Below are 21,132 nucleotides of genomic sequence, written 5' to 3' on the forward strand. Positions count from 1 at the left end.
CATCCGGCGCATACGCCTTGCTTAAAAATACCGTGAGATCGAGAGATCCTCGGGTGCCATGCCGCGCTCCCCCGCGTCGACAAGCGCACAGGCGATGCGCCGTAAAAGCGCAAGCGCGCCGCGATACCCCGCAATCGGCTCCGTATAGGAAAGAGGCCGATCCACTACGGGAAATCCGATCCTCACAAGCGCAACGCCCTCGCGCGCAGCCAGCCGCTTGTTGCGCGTATCGCCGAGCACCAGATCAACGGGATTCGAAGCAACGTGCTCTTCGACCGTTTGGCGATCGACGCCCGTAAGCACCGCGCAATCCTTCGGCAGGGCCACCTCGCTTCGCAACCGATCCTCGAAACCAGCCGTCGTATCGCCAACCGCAATGCAGCTCGGCACCATACCCGCATCGACAGCGAACGAAGCCGCTGCCGCAGCTTGATCGGCATCGCAGCACACGAGGATGCGCTTGCCGTAGAGCTGATCGGCCACCTGCATCAAGCAATCGATGACCTGCTTCCGCTCGCGCACGATCCAGCTGGGCGCCTCTCGTCCAGACAGATCAACGAGCGCTGCGATCATGCGATCGGTCGCCGTTATGCCCAAGGGAAGCGGCAGTTCGGCCACGGTGGTGGCGGGCGCAACCTCGCGCAGCGCGCAAGCGCTTTCCGCCGTTGCCTCGTAGCCGAGCGCCAACCCGCACGAGCACTGCGAAACCCGTTCGATCTCCGTGCGCGGCGTACCGCCGGGCGCATAGCACGACGGGTCGTCGGGCGTCTTGCAATCGAACACGCCCCGCGCATCGGGAAGCACCGTCACCTCGTCGAAAAACGCTTCGGCATACCCCACGGCAACATCGACGTCGCACGGGTTGAGCCACCCGGGAAGCAGGCACAGGCGGCGCGCAGACGCAGCAGCCGGTGCGGAGGATGTCGCAGCAACCGACGACGCGCTGCCGCCGAGCTGGCGGATGAGCGCCGCAACGGTTGCACCGTAGCCTGCAAGCTGAGAGCCGGCGTACCCCGGCGTCGAAACCCACACGACCGATTTGTTCTTTGGCACCTCGAGCCTGTCTGCGATGCCGCCCATATCGTCGCCGATCGTCTCGGACAAACACGTGGTGCTTATCACGAGCACCTCGGGATCGTACAGGCGAAACACGTTTTCCACCGCCTCGACAACCTCGAGTTCGCCCCCGAACATCGCCGCTCGATCGCGTAAAAGCGTCGAGGGCACGTGCACGGTTTTCTGAAAGTGCTTCGCCAGCTCCATGCGCTGGAAACGGCAGCACCCCGATGCACCGTGGGAAAGCGGCAATCCGCCATGCACCCCGAAAGCGGCGTACATGGCCCCGATGGGCGCGCACGGGTTGAGCGGATCGATGCAGAGCGAGCGTGGTTGGCTAGCGTTTCCCGTCATCGTGCTTCCCATCCCCTCATCCACGACGGCTGATCCAACACCCAATGCGACAGATCGCGCGCCTGCGCCAAATCCCTCGCATACCGCTCGAAGCCGTCGAACCCCATGTAGTCGGTCCCCCGCTCATCCGAAAGGAACTTCTCCGAGCGCATGGTGGCGCTCGCGTAGCCGAACCGCTCCCCGATTCCAGCAAAGCACAGATCGGGGGCGAGCAGCGCAATGAGCGTGCTCACCTGTGCGCGATCGAGCTTTACGCGCAGCCAGGCGAAGGCCCGCTTCGGATAGTCGATCTCGGGGCATCCGGGCAGTCGCGTTACCGTTTGGGCATCGTCGAACCCGAACGCGCGAAACTCGGACTTGCCGAGCTCGTCCGCCAACGAACACGGCACATGCACGGTGAAGCCCTCTTCGGTATACACCTCGGCCTCGTAATCCTGAGCGACCATGATGACATCCATGCCGAGCTCGCTCGAGAGCACCGCAAAATCGTTGCTGCGGAAGATGTCCTCGAACGCAGCGACCCTCATGCCATCGAAATCGGCGCGGCACCGCGCACGCACCGGTTCGATGCGCGCGCACTCCTCGCGGATAACCTGCTCGGTTCGCTCGGCTAAGCCCTCGTCTTCGAAAAACGCCGCCATCGCACGAAGCGATGCAGCGATGTTGCCGATACCGGTCAGGTTGACGCGCATGAACCCCGAACCATACCGCTCTCGGTACATGAGCGGCACCTCGTCGATCGCCTTGCCCGAATCGAGCACGACGAGCTTCGCTTCATGGCTTCGCACGATATCACGGTAGGTGGTGATGCCCATGAGCGAGCACACCACGTCGTAGCCGACACGCCCGAAGATGTCTTTCATCTCCCGCGCACGATCGTCTCCGCACGCTTCGCTCATGAAATGGATGGGGAACTCGCCCGTCCTGCGGCTTTCGCGCCCAACCCAATTGTCGAGGATCTGCTTGCCTCCGTGCAGCCACCCCGGCTCGCTTTTGAATCCCTCGCACGAAAGCGGCAGGATATCGACGCCGTTTCGCTCGGCCGCATCGCGTGCGACCTGCTCGATATCGTCGCCGATGAGCCCGACCGGACACGTCGCGCAGATGGCGATGGCCTCGGGTGCATAGCGCTCGACCGCTTCGTCGATGGCGCGAGCGAGCTTTTCCTCGCCGCCGAAGATCACATCGGTTTCATCCATATGCGTCGAGAAGGTCCGCGCGATATGCGCGGGGCGCTCGGCCCCATCCGCGCCTCGATAGCCGTTGATGCCCGAAAAGTATGCGCATCCCACCGGGCCGTGGGTTATCAGCAGCACGTCCTCGATACCGCTCATCATGAGCCCGCGGCATGCCATGTACGAGCAGCCTCCTCCGTAGAAGACACCCGGAATGGCCATGAGCCGCCTTGTCGGGCAGGGCGGCTCATCGGTTTGCTGCAATGGTTTGGATTCCATCGATCCCCAGCGGTTACTCGAAGCTCAGCTGATCTTGGTTGAGCAGCGAGGTTACCTGGGTATCGGACAGGTCGACACGGTAGAAAAGCTTGTAGAAATCCTTCACTTCCTGTTCGATGTCGATGTCGATATCGGGATAGCACACGGTTGCGAACCACTGGATGCCCATGAGGCGCATGACGTTCGGCGGACGGTCGAACCAGTTGAAGGGCACGGCGGGCGTGGTGTACACTTCGCCGTCTTTCACGGCCTGGATGTCGGCCCACTGCGGGTTCTCCATGATGTCATCGGCAAGCACGAAACCCGAATGGCATAAAATGAGCTCGGGATTCCACGAGATAACCTGCTCGATCGAAACCTCGGTACGGCCCTGGCCCGACTTCATTTCGACGTCGGCAACATTGGTAACCTTGCAGTAGTCGAGCACTTCGGTGTGCGACGATCCGGTCGGGTCGGTGGCAAGGCCATCGGAGTTCTCGGCGTAGTACACCCTCGGACGCTCGGAATCGGGAATGGCGTCGATCTTCTTCACCACATCGGCAAGCTTGGTCTCGTAGTAGGTCGCGAGCTCTTCGCCGCGCTCCGCTTCGCCGATCCAATCGCCGAGCGTGCGGTAGACCTCGGCGGTACGCTCGAGGGCACTCGACGCGCAGACGACCGGAATGCCTGTTTCCTTCTGGATCTGATCGGGAACATCGTCGTTGCCGAGAGTTCCGTCGGTGCCCACATAGATGATGACGTCGGGATCGAGCGTGATGATATCTTCCATGTTGGCCGTTACCTGCTGACCCATCCAGCCGCCGATGACGGGCATCGAAGCAAGCTCTTCGGGCAGGTACTCCATGGCCGCTGCGGTCGGCTCGTTCACCCAGCCGATGATCTTGTCGGGCGAAAGCGTGGCCACCATGGCCTCGCCGGTCGGCACGGCGCAATACACCGAGTTCACTTCGGTCGGAATGGTTACCGTACGGCCCGCCATGTCGGTGATCTCACGTTCGGTGGCTTGCGGCTCCGCCTGCTGCTGTTGCTCCTCTTTGTTTTCCGCAGGCTGCTGCTCGTTGTTGCTCGAACAACCCGCAACCAGAGGAAGCGCCAGCATGCACGCCATGATGAGCGCTACTATCTTGCGTTTCATAGAAATCCTTTCATCTCTCCCTGTAGGTAGTGCTTCCGATGCATGACCCTACGCTGTTGCACGAGGGCCGTCTTCGGCTTTATGCACACACGGCAACATGACTCCGCTGCCGTGGGGTGCCCTTCTCGTGCTCGAGCCGCGCACGCTCCCCCGACGTATCGCCTGCGGCGAATTCGACGATGGGCACGCATCCCTTGAGCGTTCCGCATGTGCACGTGTGCTCTTTGACGATGCGCACGTCCACACCGTAGGTTTCCCTGAGCGAATCCTCGGTAACCACCTCATCGGGTGTTCCGAAGCGCACCCAATCGCGCGTGATGAGGCCCACCTTGGTGGCGCACAGAAACGCGTGATCGGGAAAATGGGTGGTCATGATGACCGAGATGCCTTCTTTCACCAAATGCGATATCTGGCGGAGCACCTTGACCTGGTTGCCGTAGTCGAGGCTTGCGGTCGGCTCGTCCATCACGAGAACCTCGGGTTCCTGAGCGAGTGAGCGCGCGATGAGCACCATCTGGCGCTCGCCGCCGCTGATCTGGGTGTAGAGCTTATCGGCCAAGTGGCTGATCCCCAAGCGCTCGAGGCATTCGGCTGCCTTTTCGGTATCGCGCTTCGAGGGCGAAGCGATCGGGCTGATGCGCGAAAGCCTGCCCATCGTGACCACATCGAGCACCGGGTAGGCGAACGGCGGCGTATGGTTCTGCGGCACGTAGCCTATTCTTTTCGCAAGCGTACGCGACGACCAGGTTGCTATGTCGTCGCCGTCGAGCGTGATCCTGCCGCCGAACGGCTTCAAGAACCCGAGCATGCTGCGAAAGAGCGTGGTCTTGCCCACTCCGTTCGGTCCGAGCAGGCACAGCGCCTCGCCGGGCCCGATGGAGAAGGACACGTCCGAAAGCACGGTCACATCCTTGTACCCGCAGGTTACGTTTTCGAGTGCGAATTCTCTCATGTCCATGTCTTCTTTCCCCGCGTGAGCAGATAGATGAAGAACGGTGCGCCGATGATCGCCGTGAGCACGCTTAAAGGCAGCTCGATGGCGAACAGGCAGCGGCACAGATCGTCGATGACGAGCACGTACAGAGCGCCGAGCAGAAGCGACGCGGGAAGCAGCACTTTGTGGTTGGGCCCGACGATCATGCGCGCAAGATGCGGGATCACGAGACCGACCCAGCCCACCATGCCGGCCGCTGCGACCGAAGCAGCGGTGACGAGCGTTGCGCAGAAGATGAACAGCGCCCGGATGAACTTCGTGTTCACGCCGAGCGCACGCGCTTCCTCGTCGCCGAAGGAAAGCGCATTGAGCTGGTTGCGGAACAAGAGCATGGGAACGATGCCGACGATAACGGGGGCCAAGAGCATGGGCAAATCCTCAATTCTCGTCGAAGAGAGGCCGCCCATGAGCCAGTAGGTGATCGAAGGAAGCTTGTCGTCGGGATCGGCAACGTACTTGGTCATCGTAATGAATGCCTGGAACAGCGCCGTTACGACCATGCCGGTGAGCACAAGGGTGAGCGTCATCGAATCGCCCTTGCTCACCGCCGTGCTTACGAAGTAGGTGAGCAGCACCGCCACGATACCGCACACGAACGCGGAGAGTTGCACCACGTACATGTTGCCGCCCATCAAGAGCGCGAACGAAGCACCGAAACCGGCGCCCGCCGACGCGCCCAGCAGATCGGGCGACACCATCGGGTTTTTGAAGAGCCCCTGATAGCTGGCGCCGGCAGCCGCCAGCGTGGCGCCGATAACGAGCGCGGCTATAACGCGGGGGAAGCGAACCTGCGTAACAACGGTAATATGCGTCGATTCGGAAAACGTCTCCATCCCGAACAGCTGATTGGCGGCGACCTTAAGCACGTCGAGCACGGTCATGTCGTAGCGGCCGAGCGTAAACGATACGAGCACGGCGGCAACAAGGATTATCGTCAGAATGGCGATAATCGGAGCGCCCTTAAATCCGCCCCTTCCCCCCGAATGTTTCTTCACAATCCCCAAACTCATCTCCCGACCGGTTGCGGCATTCCCGTCTTGCGCGAACCTGCCTTCAACGAACCGCAGCAGCACCTTGTGCCGAACAGAGCACATCCCGCACCGATTCGCGCTGAGCATGATGCAAACCTGCGCAGCGCGGCGTCCAACGTGAACTCGAGCCTTGCACTTCGCGCCCTGTACCGAAAGGACAGGTTCCTGCGGTTCCTCAAATCTATCTTTCGATTAGGATAATATATCGTGATGAGTATAATATTTCAAGATGAATTATTCTCAAATTTGGAGTATCCTTGCTTGATGTCATCGAGTTGCCGATGCGCATGACGATAGGAGGAATTGTGGGAGAGAAGATCATGGACGGGTTTCCGTCGCGGGAAGAGGCGCTTGCCGATTTCTTCGAGGCATGGGAGCCGCAAGGGGCAACGGAGCTGGTCACGCTCGACGAATCGATTGGGCGGGTGCTTGCTCGCGACATGGTTTCAACCAACACGCTACCCGTCGTACGGGCTTCGTCGTTCGACGGCATCGCGGTAAAGTCAGCGGCGTTCAAGGACGGATTGCCCGATACGAGCGCCTGGAAGCGCGGTATCGACTACGTGCGCGCCGATACCGGCGACGATTTCCCCGATGAATTCGACGCCGTCATCATGATCGAGAAAGCCGCCATTCAACCCGACGAATCCGTCATCCTCGATGACGACGTGGAAGTCGAGCCCGGCTCGGGTGTGCGCCCAGCAGGATCAACGCTCAAAGCGGGAACTCCGCTTCTCAGCGCCGGAGCCGTCATTCGCCCGACCGATCTCGCCGCACTCGCCATGGGCGGCGCCACCATGGTGCCCGTTCGCCGCAAGCCGCGCATCGCGTTCATCCCCACAGGCAGCGAACTCGTCGCCGCAGGTACCAAACCGCGCCGTGGCCAGAACGTCGACACGAACAGTCTCATGGTCAAGCATATGCTCATCGAGTTCGGAGCCGAACCGATCGTGTTCCCCATCGTCCACGACGATCCCGCCGAACTCGAGCGCGCTTTCGAGGAGGCGCTCGCCGTTGCCGACGCCGTGGTCATCAACGGGGGCTCCGCAATCGGCGAAGAGGATTTCAACGTGCGCATGATCGAAAAGCGCGGCACCGTCGTGCACCATTACATCGCCGCCGTCCCCGGACGTCCGCTTATGATGGCGGTTGCCGACGGAAAGCCGGTGGTCGATCTGCCCGGACCCACGCTCGCCGCCTACTACGGATGCGAATGGTGCCTGCAGGCCATCACCGCGCGCATCCTCGGCATCCCCCGGCGATTGCGTCCGACGGTCACCGCAAAAGCTTCGGCCACCTCGGGCAGCGTACCCAAAATGGCGAACATCGGGCGCTGCGATCTCTTCCGCACCGAGGACGGCTACGAAGTCCGTTTCCACAACTTCAAAGCAGGCGAGCTTGCCGAATGCATGGTGTCGAACGCCCAGCGCATCTCGCCCATCGGCGAAGCGGGATGGCAGGAAGGCGACCTGCTCGAGGTGGAGCTTTTGCGCGGCGAGGAGTTCATCGAGGAAGCGTAGCACGGTTAGATTTCGCCACCTATGCTTGGCTTGGCGTTCGCACCTTCGCGCGCTTCGACTGCGTCGATGAGCTCCTGCTGGTTGTGAACGCCAAGCTTGCTGTAGATATTGGAAGCGTGCGTCTTGATGGTGTTTTCAGACAGCACAAGTTTTTCCGAGATAGCTTTCCGATTACGCCCCTGAGCCAAAAGCAGGAATACGTCCTTCTCCCGAGCAGTAAGGAAATACTCCACAGCCAGCAGATCGCACGCCTGAGCAACCTCGTCATTTTGCTGCCATGAACCTGGTTTGACAATACCCCAGTCCTCGTAGGAAACTTTACCCGTCACAAGGTACAGAGCGCTTACCAGCAAAACCGAGGCGACAAGCGTGAACTCCATCGAGGCGAAGCCGACAGGTGACAGCTCGAACACCATAAGACCGACGGCTTCGCTGAAAGCCAGCGCTCCTCCCAAAAGCGCAAAAAACCACCTCAGGGGTCCTTTCATATTGGCAGCGAGGTACAGGCAAAGTACCCACATGGTTATTTCGATGAACCGATATCCCGCAACCGAAAGCAAAACGCCGAAAAAGGGCTCAATGTGGCCTGGCATTTCTCCAAGCGCTGTAATGAGAAAACCGCATGCGAAAATCGGAAAACCCAGCTGATACACAAGCCTGTTGAAATCGAATTTGAATAAGAACACTGCACACGCCATGATAACCGCCGCAACCACAAAGCCCGTTGCTGAAAGGGGGTTCATCATCCTGACCGCATTCCATTCAGCAAAAAAACCCTGCATGAGCCCATATGAAGCCCCAACAAGCAGAAGCGTCACGACGAACTTAACGGGTATGCGTGATACTTCGCCAACCGTCGCTCGATAAAGAGGATAGCGCTTGTAGAGCGCAGCCAGCGCCGGTGCAGATCCGATCAAAATCAACGCCGTCAGCACCTGTCGGAGCACTCCACGCCCAAAAAGCGACATTGAGACGGGAACCGATACAACAACGGAAACGATGCAGCAAATAACAACGAACCTATACCGCTTGGCCCCCAAGGTACTGAAGAAAAGGCCGAATTCCATGTAAAGAAGCGCGCCCCCGACCCCCATGCAAACATCGGCAAATAGAAAATTGATGCTCGTATATTCGCCATCGAACAAACCGTCGATTATATCGAACCCAAGCATTCCGCATGCAGCAGCAACTGGAACGGCATACACGAGTATGCGCGATATCGTGCCGCTCCGCCGCACGGGCCTGAACCTATGCCAAGCGAACAAACCGAAGCCGGTGAGAGCAAACGCCAGAAGGGAGACCGCCCTCGAAGGTATCGTCACCGAGCCCTCGTCAAACACAAGCGGCAGGCTTGTCGGACTTTGAAAAGCAACCCAGTTCCATACCCAGAAAAGCGAGAGCAGCAGACAAGAGCATATATCGAGTAGCAAGCTGCCTTTCACGAAGGCACTCGTTTTCCCTCCCATTGAACCCTCCCGGCATAATAGCCCGCCACGGTCTGCCCGCAATTCTAGCACAGCTGTTCTAAGGTAAACGCCTGCAACGCAGAGGCGAATCTCGCCTCACAACGATTCACCCCAGTCGGGTGAATCGCCTGTTTCGAAAGCGAGCGTACCGCCAGGGTGAAGCGCGCGATACCACCGTATGCGATGGTGAGAATCGCCTAGAACGCATAGGCAAGCATCTGGCAAACAAGGGAAACACAGGAGGGTTTATCATGGGCGAATTGACACGTAGAAGCTTTTTGAGGAACGCCGCTACCGTTGCGGGCGTAGGAAGCTTGGCCGCACTGGGGCTTGCAGGCTGCTCGCCTCAAGCTGAGAAAGCACAAGAAGCATCTGCTGGCGAAACCGGCAACACGGGTGCCGCAAACTCATCCGCACGCGTTAACGGATACTGCGGCCCAGGCGATTGGCTCGGCGAAGCGCCCGTTATCGCCGACTCCGACATCGCAGAAGAAAAAATCTTCGACGTTGTTGTGCTCGGCGGAGGACATGCAGGCCTTATGGCGGCGTGCGGTGCTGTTGACGAAGGCGCCACAGTAGCCGTTATCGAGCAGCAGCCCTGGAGCAGCTTTGTCGACCTAGAAGGAACCGGCCAAAACATGGGCGGATGGTACGGCGAGGATATCGGCCACGTGAATTCCAACATTCTGATCGAACGCGGATTCGGTCCGTACAACACCGGCGAAATCGTTTCGGAGTTCTGCAAGCGTTCCGCCGGACGCGTGAACCCTGACATCGTGCGCTCGTTTGTTCAGAATTCCGGCGCGATGGTCAATCGATACAAAGAGATATACGACAGCTACGAAAGCGAGCGCAAAGCTAACGACAGCGCCGTATTCATGAAAGACACACTCGTCCTCCTCCCCGATCAGGATGTGCCTGACGAGGGCACTTTCGACATGTCGAACATGTTCGAGTACCCGCTGTGCAACACGCAAGCCGCCTGGAGCGGCGCGGATGTGTCCTACCCTATCGAATGCGGCGGTTACAAAACCTGGCCGTGCAATATCCAATTCTACGGATATCAGGGCAACAACATCGAGTATATCCACAAATACATCGTGCAGCACACGCAAGAGAATGGCGGCGAGTGGTTTTTCGAGCATACCGGTATAGTACTTGTCCAAAACGATGCAGGCGAGGTTACGGGGCTCATCGCGCAAAATGCTGATGGCTCATACATAAAGTTCAGTGCGAACAAAGGCGTCATCCTGTGCGCAGGCGATTTCATCGGCAATCCGGCGATGTGCTGGGCGCTTTTGAACGAAAGCATGGAATGGGGCGAGCGTTCCGGTGCTACCGACCAAGACTGGACCGTCGAAGGTTCACGCGCCGGAATCGGCCACAAGATGGGCTGTTGGGCAGGCGGTATGATTGAGCCAACGCCACGCGGCTGGATGGGTTTGGGCGGCGGCGCGTCGGGGCCTTGGGGCGTAGCCCCGCTCCTGATGCTCAATTCAAAGGGAAAGCGCTTCATGAACGAAGGCTCTATCGCCCAGTTTCAGCAGACATGCCTCCGTCAGCCTGCTGGATTAGCTTGTTATGTTACGGACGCAAATTGGCAGGAAACAATCGGCAAGGCTCCGCTTGATCACGGTGCCCCGAACTTCGGCATGGATGACTACATGGATCGCCTGAAAGCTTCGATGGATGCCGTTGAGCTCGACAACAAAGAGGGCAGTCAGGTCACGCAGGCCAAACTGGCAGAACGCAAAATGATGCAGGCCACGGTGTACGCCTCCGAGACCCTTGAAGGCCTCGCCGATCTCCTCGGTTATACAGGGGAGGCCAAGCAGGAATTCCTTGATAGCATCGCGCACTACAACGAACTCTGCCATGCAGCAGAAGGCGATACCGATTACGGCAAAGACAAGGATTTCATGATCCCCATCGAGACTCCTCCGTTCTACGGCGGTACCTCCGAACTTGATCACGGGTCTTCGCCACGCATGGTCACCATGTCTGGCCTTGTCGCCGACGAGACTCAGAATGTACTCACCACCGAATGGGAGCCAATCAGGGGGCTCTATGCTGCAGGCAACTGCTTAGGCGGTCGCTACGGCATCGGCTACTCCACACCCTTCGCCGGAAACTCGGTCGGCATGGCAATGACCCACGGATGGCTCGCCGGTCATACGGTAGCGGCTTTATAGCGTCATCCGACATCTAACAATGTCCTCCGCAGAAAAGGCCGCTAATCGCGGCCTTTTCTGCGGCATCGAACCGTATGGGCAAAAAGCCTTATGCTCGAAGCAGGGATTCGCCCCCGTTGCATGCGCAAGCTCCCTCATTGGTCAATCGAATGATCGTATCGCTTTCCCTAATCCATCCGCGAGCAACCCACGCTTCGATCCCTCGTTTGAGCTTGGCAGGAAACGCGCAGCCGAAATCATTCGCCATCACCGCAAGATCAAAACCGTCCATTAAGCGCACCCGTCGATCAACGTGTATCGCTAACTGTGCTTCGGCTTCTAAAGCAAGGGGATCGACGATCGCCATAGACGGATCACTCCCGTTTTCGACATATTTGCCATATTCTGGTGTATTCGCATAGGCAAACCCATCATTCAACGAACGAGCACCCAGACCGAAACCGACAACATCGGCTCCTTCAAGCAAGGCGCTATGGTAAAGATCACGATGATCGGATTTCGCAAATCGTCCGACAGCATAATGCTCAAACCCGTGTTGCATCAGAATATCGAGCGCAGCGTCGTAGAAATCCCGACTGTTACCCGAGCCGTCATCGACACTTCCACTCCTTAGCATCGGCAAGACAGTAACATGCAGTGGCTCCAGATCGAGAACGGATCGCAGCGTCTGCCTCCAGCTTGTTATCGATTGGCCATCAATGCCATACATGAGCTGAGCGTCGATATTCACAACGTGGAACTTATCAAGAAAGAGAATGGCATTCTGCACATCTTGCACCGTCCACGGCCGCCCAAGCGCTCGCAGTTCCTCTGACTTGAGCGAATCGATTTTCAAACTCATGCGGGTAGGATTACCGTACGCCCATCCGGTTAAGCTCGGCGTACAGACCGTATTGGGAATCGCCTTGATGCTAACTTCAGCACGGGGGTCGACCGCATAAAGCTTCTTCGTAAGCTGCAGCATGCGCCCTATGCGATCCGGATCCATAACGCTTGGGCTCGAGCCCCCTATGCGGACGGCTTCAAAGCAAGTGCTTTCATACTCCTCGGCAGTGATCCGGATCTCCTCTTCGAGTGCATCGAGATACTTCATTCGAGATGCCTTGTCACCGACAACCTGCACATGCCGATCGTACTTCATTTCATTCATGACATACGGCAGAGCGATATACATAATCGTACTTTTGGTTTTCATCTTCATGATCTCCCTTCGCTTCCGTACCCCATTGTGCCCAAATGCCCTCGTCGCGAGCACACCCGAGCAGGGTGAATCGCAGAATTTCATGATATTCAACGGATGGGCAAGAGGTTCTTGGACACTCGCCATCAAGATACGAGCGCGTCAGCTGAAGGCGCATATTGAGATGCACCGAGCGTCGACAAACAGGCAGCGTATTCCCGTTCTCAAATATCGAGTTCGAGCGCAACCGGGCAATGGTCGCTGCCGAATACCTCGTCGTAGATGGAAGCGGCTTTCACCCGAGGCACCAGCTCGTCGCTCACGAGGAAGTAGTCAATGCGCCATCCCGCGTTGTTGGCACGGGCGTTGAACCGGTAGCTCCACCACGAGTACGCCCCCGTCAAGTCGGGATGCGTATGGCGAAACGTATCGGTGAAACCCGCTTCGATGAGCTCGGTGAACTTAGCCCGCTCCTCGTCCGAGAACCCCGCGTTGCCGCGGTTGGGGCCGGGGTTCTTCAGGTCTATCTCCTGATGCGCCACATTGAAATCACCGCACATGACCACGGGCTTGGGGCTCGCCGTCTGCGCACCCGCTGGCACGCTGCCCGCTTCGAGTCCCTTGCAGAAGTCTCGGAACGCATCGTCCCACTCCATGCGGTGATCGATGCGCGCAAGCTCGTTTTGGGCGTTGGGCGTGTACACGTCCACGAACCACAGTTCGGGAAATTCAAGGGCCACTACGCGCCCCTCGGTGTCGAGATGGGGCATACCGAGTTCGTGGATCGCCTGAAGGGGCTCCTCCTTCGTGAACACAGCCGTACCCGAATAGCCCTTGCGTTCGGCGTAGCTCCAGAAATCGTGGTAACCGGGCAGATCGAGATCGATCTGGCCTTCTTGGAGCTTCGTTTCCTGCAACGCGAACACATCGGCGTTGAACTCGGAGAATATCTCCTCGAAGCCCTTCTTCATAACGGCGCGCAGTCCGTTGACGTTCCATGAGACGAATCGCATGTGCTTCTCCCGCAATCGGTTTCAGTGATCGCACCCAGTATACCGAAGAACGGTCGAAACTGCAGTGTACGGGGGTCTTCGAAGACTATGGTTTCAGTTGCCAGAAACCATAGCGCACGCGATTGTCGGGTGGACCGTTCGGTGCAAACCGCTCGATGTTTCACGTGAAACATTTGTTCGTGTTTCACGCATTGCAGGGAATCGCGTCATCGATTCGCAGCACGGTACCCTATATGCGGAACGCGACCGAAACGGCCGTGGTAGTCGGAGCCGCCGGTGCGCACGAGCCCATAGCGGTCGGCCAGCGTGTTGCACGTCGCCCAATCGCGAAGCCCGTGATCGGGATGGTACTTCTCGATACCGCGCAACCCGCATTCCACCAGCTCGTCTACCAGGGCGTAGCTATCGAGCTGACCGGGATGGGCGAGGACCGCAACTCCCCCGTCTTCCACGATCGCCCGTACCGCATCGGACGCATCGACGTATTCGATATCGCGCACGCATATCCCCTCGCCCTTGAACAGCGAGCGATACAGATCCTGATAGGCGTCTGAAGCGTACGGCTCGTCGGTCAACGCCGCCATAAGATGCTGCTTGTACAGAGCTGTCGAAGCGAGCGCGAGGGCATGCACCCTGTCGATATCGATATCGTAACCCGCTTCGAGAAGGCGGTCGAGCTGCCATTGCGAGCTGTCGTTGCGCCGCGCGAGCACGGGAGCGCACAGCGTTTCGACCGCGGGGGATTCGGCGGAAAGGCCGTATCCGAGGATATGCGCTTTCCGCTTCCGGCTGCTATCCCATGCGCTGATCTCCACGCCGCCGACGACCTCGACGCCGAAATCTGCGCCGAGCGCAATCGCCTCGTCGAGATGCGCCGTCGTATCGTGGTTTGTGAACGCGATATGCGAAACGCCCTGCTCCTTCGCCTGGGCGAGCGCTTCGGCAAAGGTGTCCGATCCATCGGAAACGGTCGTATGCACATGGAGGTCAGAGCGGGTTTTCGACGCATCGGCATCCTCAAGGTGTCGCAGAAGCGCTTCAGTCCCTGCGGCTTTCGCGCTGCGCGCAGCCTGCTGCAAGCAAGAGACCGGCCGGCCGGCCGCACGTCCATCTTTCACGTCGTGCTTCATACCATCATGCCTTCCTGCATGTTGAACTCCTTATCGCACAGGCCTTCCATGAACTCGAGGTCGTGGAAGATGCCGAGCATCGTGGTGCCCTGCCCCTTCAGCCGTTCGATCAGTTCGCGAACCTTGATCTTCGAGGCGTTGTCGAGCGAAGCGGTCGGCTCGTCGAGCAGCAAGAGACGCGGTTGCTTGATCATCGCGGCAGCAATGTTGAGCCTGAGCTTCTCGCCGCCCGAGAACGTTCGCGGATACACGTCCCATAGGTCCTCCGCAAGGTCGAAATGACGCAGCATCGCCGACGTTTCGCGACGGCACTTCGCCTGGGCGTTGCATCCGTACGTCTCGATGGCGCTCTGCATGACGATATCATACGCGTTGCGTCGGGGCAGCACGCTCAAAAACTGCGAGACGTACCCGATTTCATGGGTGCGCAGATAGATCATCTGGCGCTGCGTCGCCTGCGCAAGATCGATTCTGCCGAACGCTGCCGAATCGTAGAGAATCGAGCCCGACTCGGGTAGATTCGTACGATAGATGCAGCGCAGGATCGTCGACTTGCCGCTGCCGCTCCTCCCCGTAATGCCCACGAATTCGCCCGGCATGATGGAAAGGTCGATATTCGAGCATCCTTGGATACGGCGGTCGACGGCATGGATGGTAAACGATTTGGTAAGACCCGTGATCTTGAGCATCGGCGTCTGCTCGCCCTGTTCGACCTGCGCGGCCCGCGCAGTCTGCACGGCCTGCGCGCACTGTCCGTTCGCGCTCATCGGAGCACCTGCGCTTCCCTGCGCGCTGCGGGTGCCGACGCAACGTCGCACTCGACATCGACATCGACATCATACCCGAGCAACGCCGCACTCGTTTCGCAACCGCGCGCCTCGTCCGCAAACAGCGGGTAGAGGCTGCGATGGACGCAGCGTCCCCCCACGAACGAATCGGTCACTACGGGAACTGCGGGCTCGTCGGCTGTACCACGCACAGGAAGCTTTCGCACCACCACGATGTCGGCGAGCTTGCCGACGGCGATGGAGCCCACCTCGTCGTCGACACCCGCAGCTTGGGCCGGGTTGGCCGTTACGAGCGCGAACGCCTCGGCAAGATCGAGGCCTACCGTTTTATGCAGGATGAACACCGCGCCGATCATAGCGGCGGGATAGTAGTCGCTGCACAGCATGTCGATAGCGCCCGCCTGCACCGCCTCGCGTGCCGAAAGGTTGCCCGAATGGGAATGGCCCATCATGACGTTCGGAGCCCCAGCGAGCGTATGCATGCCGCGTTCGCGGGCGCTGCGCGCAACCCCCATCGTGATGGGGAATTCGGAAATCGCCGCGTCGAACGACTCCATGCGATCGAGCTTCTCGATCGAATCGTCATCGTGCGAGGCGACCGAAATGCCGCGGCTCTGCGCCAGACGGGCCAGCTCGGTCATCTGCGCAAGCGAAAGCTTGTCGCTTTGCTGCTGCGTCCGTACGATGCGCGCCACCTCCTCGTCGCTGATATCGCGGTAGCCCTTGAGCGTGTCGCCGAAGATCTCGAGATCGCTGTACTGACCTTGGCCGGGCGTATGGTCCATGAACGAGATCATGTCGACCGCGCCCGAAGCGATGAGCTCCTTGATCCGCTCGTAATGCCCGACCGCGTCGATTTCGATGCGCAGATGGAGTCGATGCCGGATGAGGTGCTCGCGCTCTTCCGCATCGCGCATCGCCGCCACCTCGTCGATCAGGCGCACGACGTTGTCGAAGTTACGGATCGGCTTGTGATCGAAGATCGTCTCGCCGTACACCGAGAGCGAATGGTAGATCGTCGTGATACCGTGGGCAACGAGCTCCCGCTCGGCCTGGTAGAGCGAGGTGCGCAGATCCATAACGACGCTCGGTCGCGGGCTTGCCACCGTCTCGATGAAGTCGGAGTGAATGTCGATCATGCCGGGGGCCACGTAGGCGCCTCGCGCATCGATCACCACAGGCAGCGTCGGAGTTGCCGCATCGGCCGCGGAGTGCGCAGCAGGAGCGGCATCTGACACACGGTCGGCAGCGAGCCCCGCAACGGCATCCGCGCGATGCCCGCCGTGCGCATGCCCGCCCGAATCGTGCCCGTCGATGATCGATTGCGCGTAGTCGACAAGTCCCCGGGGATTCGTTTCGAGCGCCGAATTGCCCAGGGCTTGCTCGCCGTCGGCAGAGCGGTATCCGGCACTCGGCCTGATGGCCGCAATGCGACCGTTGCGCACGAACACATCATGTTCAGGCAGCACTGCATCTTCGCAGATCACCGTTCCCCCGGATATGATAAGAGTCGTATCGTTCATGAAGCTTGCTTCCTTCTTTCGTATCGTTTCTTCTATCGGCATAGCACGGTTCACCGCCCGTCGCCTCGTTCGAGCAGGACGTCCGCGCTCGCTGAGCGGCGCAGCGGCGTTCGGCAACGAGGAGCGCCGTACCCTCACAGGAGCGAGTACACGAGCTGCTGGGTATAGGCGTGCTGCGGGTCTTCGAGTATCTGATCGGTAAGCCCCTCCTCGATCACGCGCCCGTCGAGCATCACGAACGTGCGATCCGCAAGCATCCTGATAACGCCCAAATCGTGGCTCACCACGAGCATGCTTACATTGAAATCGCGTCTGATCTGCAATATCAGATCGAGCACGTTCGCCTGCACCGAAAGATCGAGCCCTGTCGTGACCTCGTCGAGCAAGAGCACCGGCGGATTGTTCGAAAGCGCCTTGGCGATCTGCACGCGCTGCTGCATACCGCCCGAAAATGTCCGCGGGGGATCGGTTGCACGCACCGTGGGGATGTTCACCTGCCCGAGCAGCTCTTCTCCCCGCGAGCGCATATGGAACACGCTACGATCGCCCGAGGCGATCATCTGCTCGGCAATGTTGGAGAGCGACGAGTAATCCATGCGCAAGCCAAGGTACGGGTTTTGGTATACCATGCCGAACACCGTGTTGCGGATACGGCGCTTCTCCTGCGAAGAAAGCTCCAGAATGTTGCGGTGCCCGCCATCGTAGGGTTTAACGAAAATACTGCCGCTGCTGGCGGTCTGGTCGAAATACAAGCATTGCATGAGCGTCGATTTCCCACTGCCCGACTCCCCGACAATGCCGACGATCTCGCCCGAATACAACTCGAACCCGACGTCGCGCACCGCATGCACCGTGCCGCATCGCGGACATCGGTTGCGCTCGAGCACCGCACGAGGGTCCAAGCAGTATGCGCATCCGTTTCCAAAGCTGCGGGAAAGGCCCTGGACCTTTACGCAGGGATCTTCCTCGATGCGCCGCGAACGAATGCTCGGCCTCGGCTGTACCGGACGAACGTGCGAAACCCGATGAGATTCCTGCTTCGGCACAGCAACCGCCTCGCCCGTTACCCCGACTTCGCATTCGGCGAATGCCTCCTTAGCGCTTTCCATGAACAGCACCTCCCATTGCACGCTCCACGCGCGATGCGCAAAACGCAGTATCGTTGCAGCAGTAATACGTATCCCCCGTTTCCTCGTCGACCAGCTCGTCGAGATAGGTATCGGTAGCGCCGCAACGCGCGCACGCCTTGCCGGAAAAATCTTCGACTGCAAACGGGTAGTCGGCGAAGTCGAGAGGTTCGACCGTCGTGTGGGGCGGAACCGCGTAGATCTTCTTCTCGCGCCCCGCTCCAAAAAGCGTCAGGTTATCGCTCATATGGAGTCTGAGCGTATCGAAGCGCGGAATCGGCGAGGGCGCCATGATGTAGCGCCCGTTCACCTTCACGGGATGATCGGCTCCCGTCGTGGTCGATCCGTACCTGATGATCTGGTCGAACAGGCCAAGCCATGCCCCGGTGTAGTCGGCTTCGGCATGAAGCCTGCGCGTCACGGCCTCGCTCGGCTCGAAATCGCGCAGAGGTTCGGGCGTGGGCACCTGAAGCACGAGAACCTGATCTTCGCGCAACGGTTCTTCCGGAATACGATGGCGTGATTGAATGATGCTCGCACGCACCGTTTCGGAGGTGGTTTCGACATCGGTCGTCGCGCATACGAGCTTTTTGATGTTGACGGCATTGACGCTTTCGTCGGATCCCTGGTCGATCACTTTGAGTACGTCGGCCGATCCGATGATGGCAAGCGTCACCTGCAAGCCGCCGGTTCCCCAACCGCGGCCAATCGGCATCTCGCGGGAAGCAAAAGGAACCTGATATCCCGGGATGGCGATGCCCTTCAAGATGGCGCGCCTGATCTCTCGCTTCGATGCCTCGTCGAAAAAGGCGAAATTGTACAGCTGTTCCATGGTTGCCCTCATTCCGTTTCCGTAGTGCTCGAGCGCTCGACGCCGCCGGCACCGTCCCTCGTCTTGCGCACGCTCGAAAGCTTCGACTGGAACGTCACGTAGTGCGGCAGCTTGAGATGAGAGATGAAGCCCGTCGCCTCGATGCCGTCGACGTGGTACAAAACGAATTCCTCATCCTGCGTGGGAAAGCGCTTATCGCCCCGTTCGAGGCAGTTGTCGAGCACGCTCATAGCGATGGCTTTGGTTTCGCCACGGCCCATCACCATGCCGTAGCCCAACTCGAAACCAAGCCCTTTCTCGCCCGCCTCATCCTCGGTTTCCACCTCGAACAGCGATTCGACCTCGGTCACAGGCATCGTTCCCACGCAATACGCATCGCTTTCGTCGCCCGATCCGAGCGGATGGTCGATGGCGACCTCGACGGTGCCGTGCCGCAGTTCGGCCACCGTCGGATGCGCCGGCCCGAACCCGCGAATGGCCGCGTAGCCGAGCGCGCTCACCGCCTGCGTCATGCCGCGCGCAAGCGTTTGCAGGCGAGCGGAGCGGGGAGCAGGGAACGCGAGCGGCTCCATCGTCACGTCGATAGGCTCTTCGTCGTTGCGCTCGTGCTCGACAAGCAGGCCCTCTTCGCGCAGGTATTCCGCAACTTTGGGCAGCGCGTGCGCCGCGCATTCCTCCCAAAGCGCCTCGCAGCCCGCCGAAGCGGCACTGCTGCCAGCAGTCGCAAACGCCTCGTCAAGTGCCTTTTTCCTCCACTCGCGCTTCAGGCGCTTCCTCGCTTCATGAAGCGAATCGCCGTCCTCCTCGCGCAGGTTGAAATCGATCAGGCGATGCGTGTAGTCGCGCGTTGTACCGAGCACCTGTCCGCCGGGCACGTCTTTGAATGCGGCTGAAATGCGTCGATCGACCGCCATCGTTTCCGGTTCGACCGTCCTCGACACATACGGACGCTCGAGCGTGGAGCGGAAGGCACGCAGCAGAAAGACCGCCTCTTCGGGCGAACCCTGCGCCTGCTTGAGCGCAAGCGCCGCCAACTCGGGCGCGTACAGCGAGCTTTCGCCCATGATCTGGTCGATCAGATCGGGGAACGCCGCCTGGATGCTCTCGATATCGACGCTTCGCTCAGAACGGACGCGCTCCCATTCGAGCAGCTTCAAACTCTCTTCGATGGCCTCCTGACCACCGCGCACGGCAACGTAGCCCATCACTTTACCCCTTTTCCGACCGCCAACAGCGAGACGAACGACGTGCGTGGGATGGCGACCACCACTCCGCGCCCGTCTACCAGCACGATATCGATGCCGCAAGGGAATTCGTCCTCACGGCGGTTGCGCGCCCATGCCCAATCGATGCGATCGACGCCGAACACATGGGCGTCTCTCACGCCAGGTCCCTCGATCGAAACCCAATGCAAGGGACGATCATCGTCGACTGAGCCCGGACGCTCATCCTGACCTGCGATGCGGCTGCACCCAACAAGTACCGTTGCACCCTGCTCCGGCGATGCAAGCGACCCCGCCGTGGCGTGGGCGATGGCCATCTCGATGCACGGAGCATCGGCTCGCTCGGGGACGATGACGAACGAAGCCGCGTCGGGCATAACGCTCTTCGCATGGGTTTCAGACGCTATGGCCCGGGCAAGTGCGTCGTCGCAGCCCTGGGCGAGAGAAAATGTCGTCGCCTGATCGACGAGCATGTCGATGAGCGTGGCAAGCGGCTTGCCGATACCCGGATAGCGGGTCTGGCTTCCGGTTGCCAGTGGCATCGCCTCGGGGCGACCAGGCCGAGCCATGGCATCCATTACCGCCCGAAACGATCGCTGCACGCGATGGATCTCGCTCAATGTCGCGTCCATTACGCATCACCGTCCATCGTGGAAAAATCGACGCGGGTACGCTCGATGAGCGCACGGTTCTTCGCCCGCTTGTCGCGCTGACGCTTCGCTTCCTTCTCGATGCGCTCCTCCCATTTCGGCATGCGCTCGAATTCCTCACCCGAAGAAAAAGCCGCATCGATGAGCGCAAGGTTGTACGCCGCGTTGCGCTTGCTGCCAAGCACGTAGCCGAAACCCATCGCGTCGGCGATCCGCACCCTGCACGAGCACATGAGCGCTTCGCCCAGATAAAACAGGCTGTTGCGCGCGCTTTCGCGTACCTTTACCATCACGAGCTCCTCGCGCGGCGCATCGAGCACTTCGACCTCGCAGATCTCTTCTATCTCAGCCGCTATGGCCTGCGCGACACCGGGATCTCCCCCGACGAGCACGCGCGTTCGTTCGTATCGGTTCACACTAGCTCCTCAAGTAATCTTCTCGCGACCTTTGTTCGGCCGCATTCG

General features: G+C 59.7%; 18 protein-coding genes. 2 read left to right on the top strand and 16 right to left on the bottom strand.

Translation table 11 applies throughout. The features are described from left to right. Positions 1-21: 21 nt before the first annotated feature. The 5 genes from MWL89_RS15460 to MWL89_RS15480 form a co-directional block, all read right to left on the bottom strand. On the bottom strand, positions 22-1,410 hold the full coding sequence (locus MWL89_RS15460; protein WP_244387240.1) for a nitrogenase component 1: 1,389 nt from the start codon (positions 1,408-1,410) through the stop codon (positions 22-24). Beyond that, positions 1,407-2,807, bottom strand: coding sequence for a nitrogenase component 1 (locus MWL89_RS15465; RefSeq protein ID WP_244387241.1), 1,401 nt, complete (start codon positions 2,805-2,807; stop codon positions 1,407-1,409). Before MWL89_RS15465 ends, MWL89_RS15460 begins: the two co-directional genes overlap by 4 nt. A gap of 70 nt (positions 2,808-2,877) precedes the next feature. After that, complete coding sequence (locus MWL89_RS15470) at positions 2,878-3,999, bottom strand: ABC transporter substrate-binding protein (RefSeq protein WP_244387243.1); 1,122 nt, start codon at positions 3,997-3,999, stop codon at positions 2,878-2,880. Positions 4,000-4,078: 79 nt separating this feature from the next. Further along, positions 4,079-4,951: an ABC transporter ATP-binding protein gene (locus tag MWL89_RS15475; protein WP_102380437.1), complete on the bottom strand. Its 873-nt coding sequence runs from the start codon at positions 4,949-4,951 to the stop codon at positions 4,079-4,081. Then, positions 4,948-5,988 (bottom strand): FecCD family ABC transporter permease, encoded by a 1,041-nt coding sequence (locus MWL89_RS15480; RefSeq protein ID WP_244387245.1) that lies wholly within the window; start codon positions 5,986-5,988, stop codon positions 4,948-4,950. The genes MWL89_RS15475 and MWL89_RS15480 overlap by 4 nt, the downstream gene beginning before the upstream one ends. A gap of 341 nt (positions 5,989-6,329) precedes the next feature. Between MWL89_RS15480 and MWL89_RS15485 the strand changes: the two genes are divergently transcribed. Beyond that, the gene (locus MWL89_RS15485; RefSeq protein ID WP_244387248.1) at positions 6,330-7,544 is read left to right on the top strand and encodes a molybdopterin molybdotransferase MoeA; all 1,215 of its coding nucleotides are present in this window, start codon (positions 6,330-6,332) and stop codon (positions 7,542-7,544) included. A 5-nt stretch (positions 7,545-7,549) separates the two neighbouring features. Here the strand turns inward: MWL89_RS15485 and MWL89_RS15490 are convergent, their stop codons facing one another. Further along, positions 7,550-9,010, bottom strand: a complete 1,461-nt coding sequence (locus tag MWL89_RS15490) for a helix-turn-helix transcriptional regulator (RefSeq protein ID WP_244387251.1) — start codon at positions 9,008-9,010, stop codon at positions 7,550-7,552. Between the two features lie 251 nt (positions 9,011-9,261). Here MWL89_RS15490 and MWL89_RS15495 point away from each other — a divergent pair, with 251 nt between their 5' ends. Further along, the gene (locus MWL89_RS15495; protein WP_244387253.1) at positions 9,262-11,202 is read left to right on the top strand and encodes an FAD-binding protein; all 1,941 of its coding nucleotides are present in this window, start codon (positions 9,262-9,264) and stop codon (positions 11,200-11,202) included. Positions 11,203-11,290: 88 nt separating this feature from the next. Here the strand turns inward: MWL89_RS15495 and MWL89_RS15500 are convergent, their stop codons facing one another. The 10 genes from MWL89_RS15500 to phnG form a co-directional block, all read right to left on the bottom strand. Further along, complete coding sequence (locus tag MWL89_RS15500) at positions 11,291-12,403, bottom strand: hypothetical protein (protein WP_244387255.1); 1,113 nt, start codon at positions 12,401-12,403, stop codon at positions 11,291-11,293. Between the two features lie 203 nt (positions 12,404-12,606). Next, complete coding sequence (locus MWL89_RS15505; protein ID WP_102380215.1) at positions 12,607-13,395, bottom strand: exodeoxyribonuclease III; 789 nt, start codon at positions 13,393-13,395, stop codon at positions 12,607-12,609. 206 nt (positions 13,396-13,601) lie between these two features. Continuing rightward, positions 13,602-14,525, bottom strand: coding sequence for a PHP domain-containing protein (locus tag MWL89_RS15510; RefSeq protein WP_244387257.1), 924 nt, complete (start codon positions 14,523-14,525; stop codon positions 13,602-13,604). Next, on the bottom strand, positions 14,522-15,292 hold the full coding sequence (locus tag MWL89_RS15515; protein WP_244387259.1) for a phosphonate C-P lyase system protein PhnL: 771 nt from the start codon (positions 15,290-15,292) through the stop codon (positions 14,522-14,524). Before MWL89_RS15515 ends, MWL89_RS15510 begins: the two co-directional genes overlap by 4 nt. Further along, positions 15,289-16,836, bottom strand: coding sequence for an alpha-D-ribose 1-methylphosphonate 5-triphosphate diphosphatase (locus MWL89_RS15520; protein WP_244387261.1), 1,548 nt, complete (start codon positions 16,834-16,836; stop codon positions 15,289-15,291). The genes MWL89_RS15515 and MWL89_RS15520 overlap by 4 nt, the downstream gene beginning before the upstream one ends. Positions 16,837-16,970: 134 nt before the next feature. Further along, a complete protein-coding gene (locus tag MWL89_RS15525) occupies positions 16,971-17,945 on the bottom strand; it encodes an ATP-binding cassette domain-containing protein (RefSeq protein ID WP_244387263.1) in 975 nt (324 codons plus the stop codon). After that, a complete protein-coding gene (locus tag MWL89_RS15530) occupies positions 17,932-18,795 on the bottom strand; it encodes an alpha-D-ribose 1-methylphosphonate 5-phosphate C-P-lyase PhnJ (RefSeq protein ID WP_102380218.1) in 864 nt (287 codons plus the stop codon). Before MWL89_RS15530 ends, MWL89_RS15525 begins: the two co-directional genes overlap by 14 nt. Before the next feature lie 8 nt (positions 18,796-18,803). Beyond that, positions 18,804-20,000: a carbon-phosphorus lyase complex subunit PhnI gene (locus MWL89_RS15535; protein ID WP_244387265.1), complete on the bottom strand. Its 1,197-nt coding sequence runs from the start codon at positions 19,998-20,000 to the stop codon at positions 18,804-18,806. After that, a complete protein-coding gene (gene phnH, locus MWL89_RS15540) occupies positions 20,000-20,650 on the bottom strand; it encodes a phosphonate C-P lyase system protein PhnH (RefSeq protein ID WP_244387266.1) in 651 nt (216 codons plus the stop codon). The genes MWL89_RS15535 and phnH overlap by 1 nt, the downstream gene beginning before the upstream one ends. Continuing rightward, complete coding sequence (phnG, locus tag MWL89_RS15545) at positions 20,650-21,084, bottom strand: phosphonate C-P lyase system protein PhnG (RefSeq protein WP_102380221.1); 435 nt, start codon at positions 21,082-21,084, stop codon at positions 20,650-20,652. Before phnG ends, phnH begins: the two co-directional genes overlap by 1 nt. Positions 21,085-21,132: the final 48 nt, after the last annotated feature.

Source organism: Raoultibacter timonensis (genome assembly GCF_022845715.1).
Taxonomy (GTDB): domain Bacteria; phylum Actinomycetota; class Coriobacteriia; order Coriobacteriales; family Eggerthellaceae; genus Raoultibacter; species Raoultibacter timonensis.

Bases quoted from the DNA above. Each gene is read 5' to 3' on its own strand.
- MWL89_RS15460 (WP_244387240.1), bottom strand. From the start codon at position 1,410: ATGACGGGAAACGCTAGCCAACCACGCTCGCTCTGCATCGATCCGCTC.
- MWL89_RS15465 (WP_244387241.1), bottom strand. From the start codon at position 2,807: ATGGCCATTCCGGGTGTCTTCTACGGAGGAGGCTGCTCGTACATGGCA.
- MWL89_RS15470 (WP_244387243.1), bottom strand. From the start codon at position 3,999: ATGAAACGCAAGATAGTAGCGCTCATCATGGCGTGCATGCTGGCGCTT.
- MWL89_RS15475 (WP_102380437.1), bottom strand. From the start codon at position 4,951: ATGAGAGAATTCGCACTCGAAAACGTAACCTGCGGGTACAAGGATGTG.
- MWL89_RS15490 (WP_244387251.1), bottom strand. From the start codon at position 9,010: ATGGGAGGGAAAACGAGTGCCTTCGTGAAAGGCAGCTTGCTACTCGAT.
- MWL89_RS15495 (WP_244387253.1), top strand. From the start codon at position 9,262: ATGGGCGAATTGACACGTAGAAGCTTTTTGAGGAACGCCGCTACCGTT.
- MWL89_RS15500 (WP_244387255.1), bottom strand. From the start codon at position 12,403: ATGAAGATGAAAACCAAAAGTACGATTATGTATATCGCTCTGCCGTAT.
- MWL89_RS15505 (WP_102380215.1), bottom strand. From the start codon at position 13,395: ATGCGATTCGTCTCATGGAACGTCAACGGACTGCGCGCCGTTATGAAG.
- MWL89_RS15510 (WP_244387257.1), bottom strand. From the start codon at position 14,525: ATGAAGCACGACGTGAAAGATGGACGTGCGGCCGGCCGGCCGGTCTCT.
- MWL89_RS15515 (WP_244387259.1), bottom strand. From the start codon at position 15,292: ATGAGCGCGAACGGACAGTGCGCGCAGGCCGTGCAGACTGCGCGGGCC.
- MWL89_RS15520 (WP_244387261.1), bottom strand. From the start codon at position 16,836: ATGAACGATACGACTCTTATCATATCCGGGGGAACGGTGATCTGCGAA.
- MWL89_RS15525 (WP_244387263.1), bottom strand. From the start codon at position 17,945: ATGGAAAGCGCTAAGGAGGCATTCGCCGAATGCGAAGTCGGGGTAACG.
- MWL89_RS15530 (WP_102380218.1), bottom strand. From the start codon at position 18,795: ATGGAACAGCTGTACAATTTCGCCTTTTTCGACGAGGCATCGAAGCGA.
- MWL89_RS15535 (WP_244387265.1), bottom strand. From the start codon at position 20,000: ATGGGCTACGTTGCCGTGCGCGGTGGTCAGGAGGCCATCGAAGAGAGT.
- phnH (WP_244387266.1), bottom strand. From the start codon at position 20,650: ATGGACGCGACATTGAGCGAGATCCATCGCGTGCAGCGATCGTTTCGG.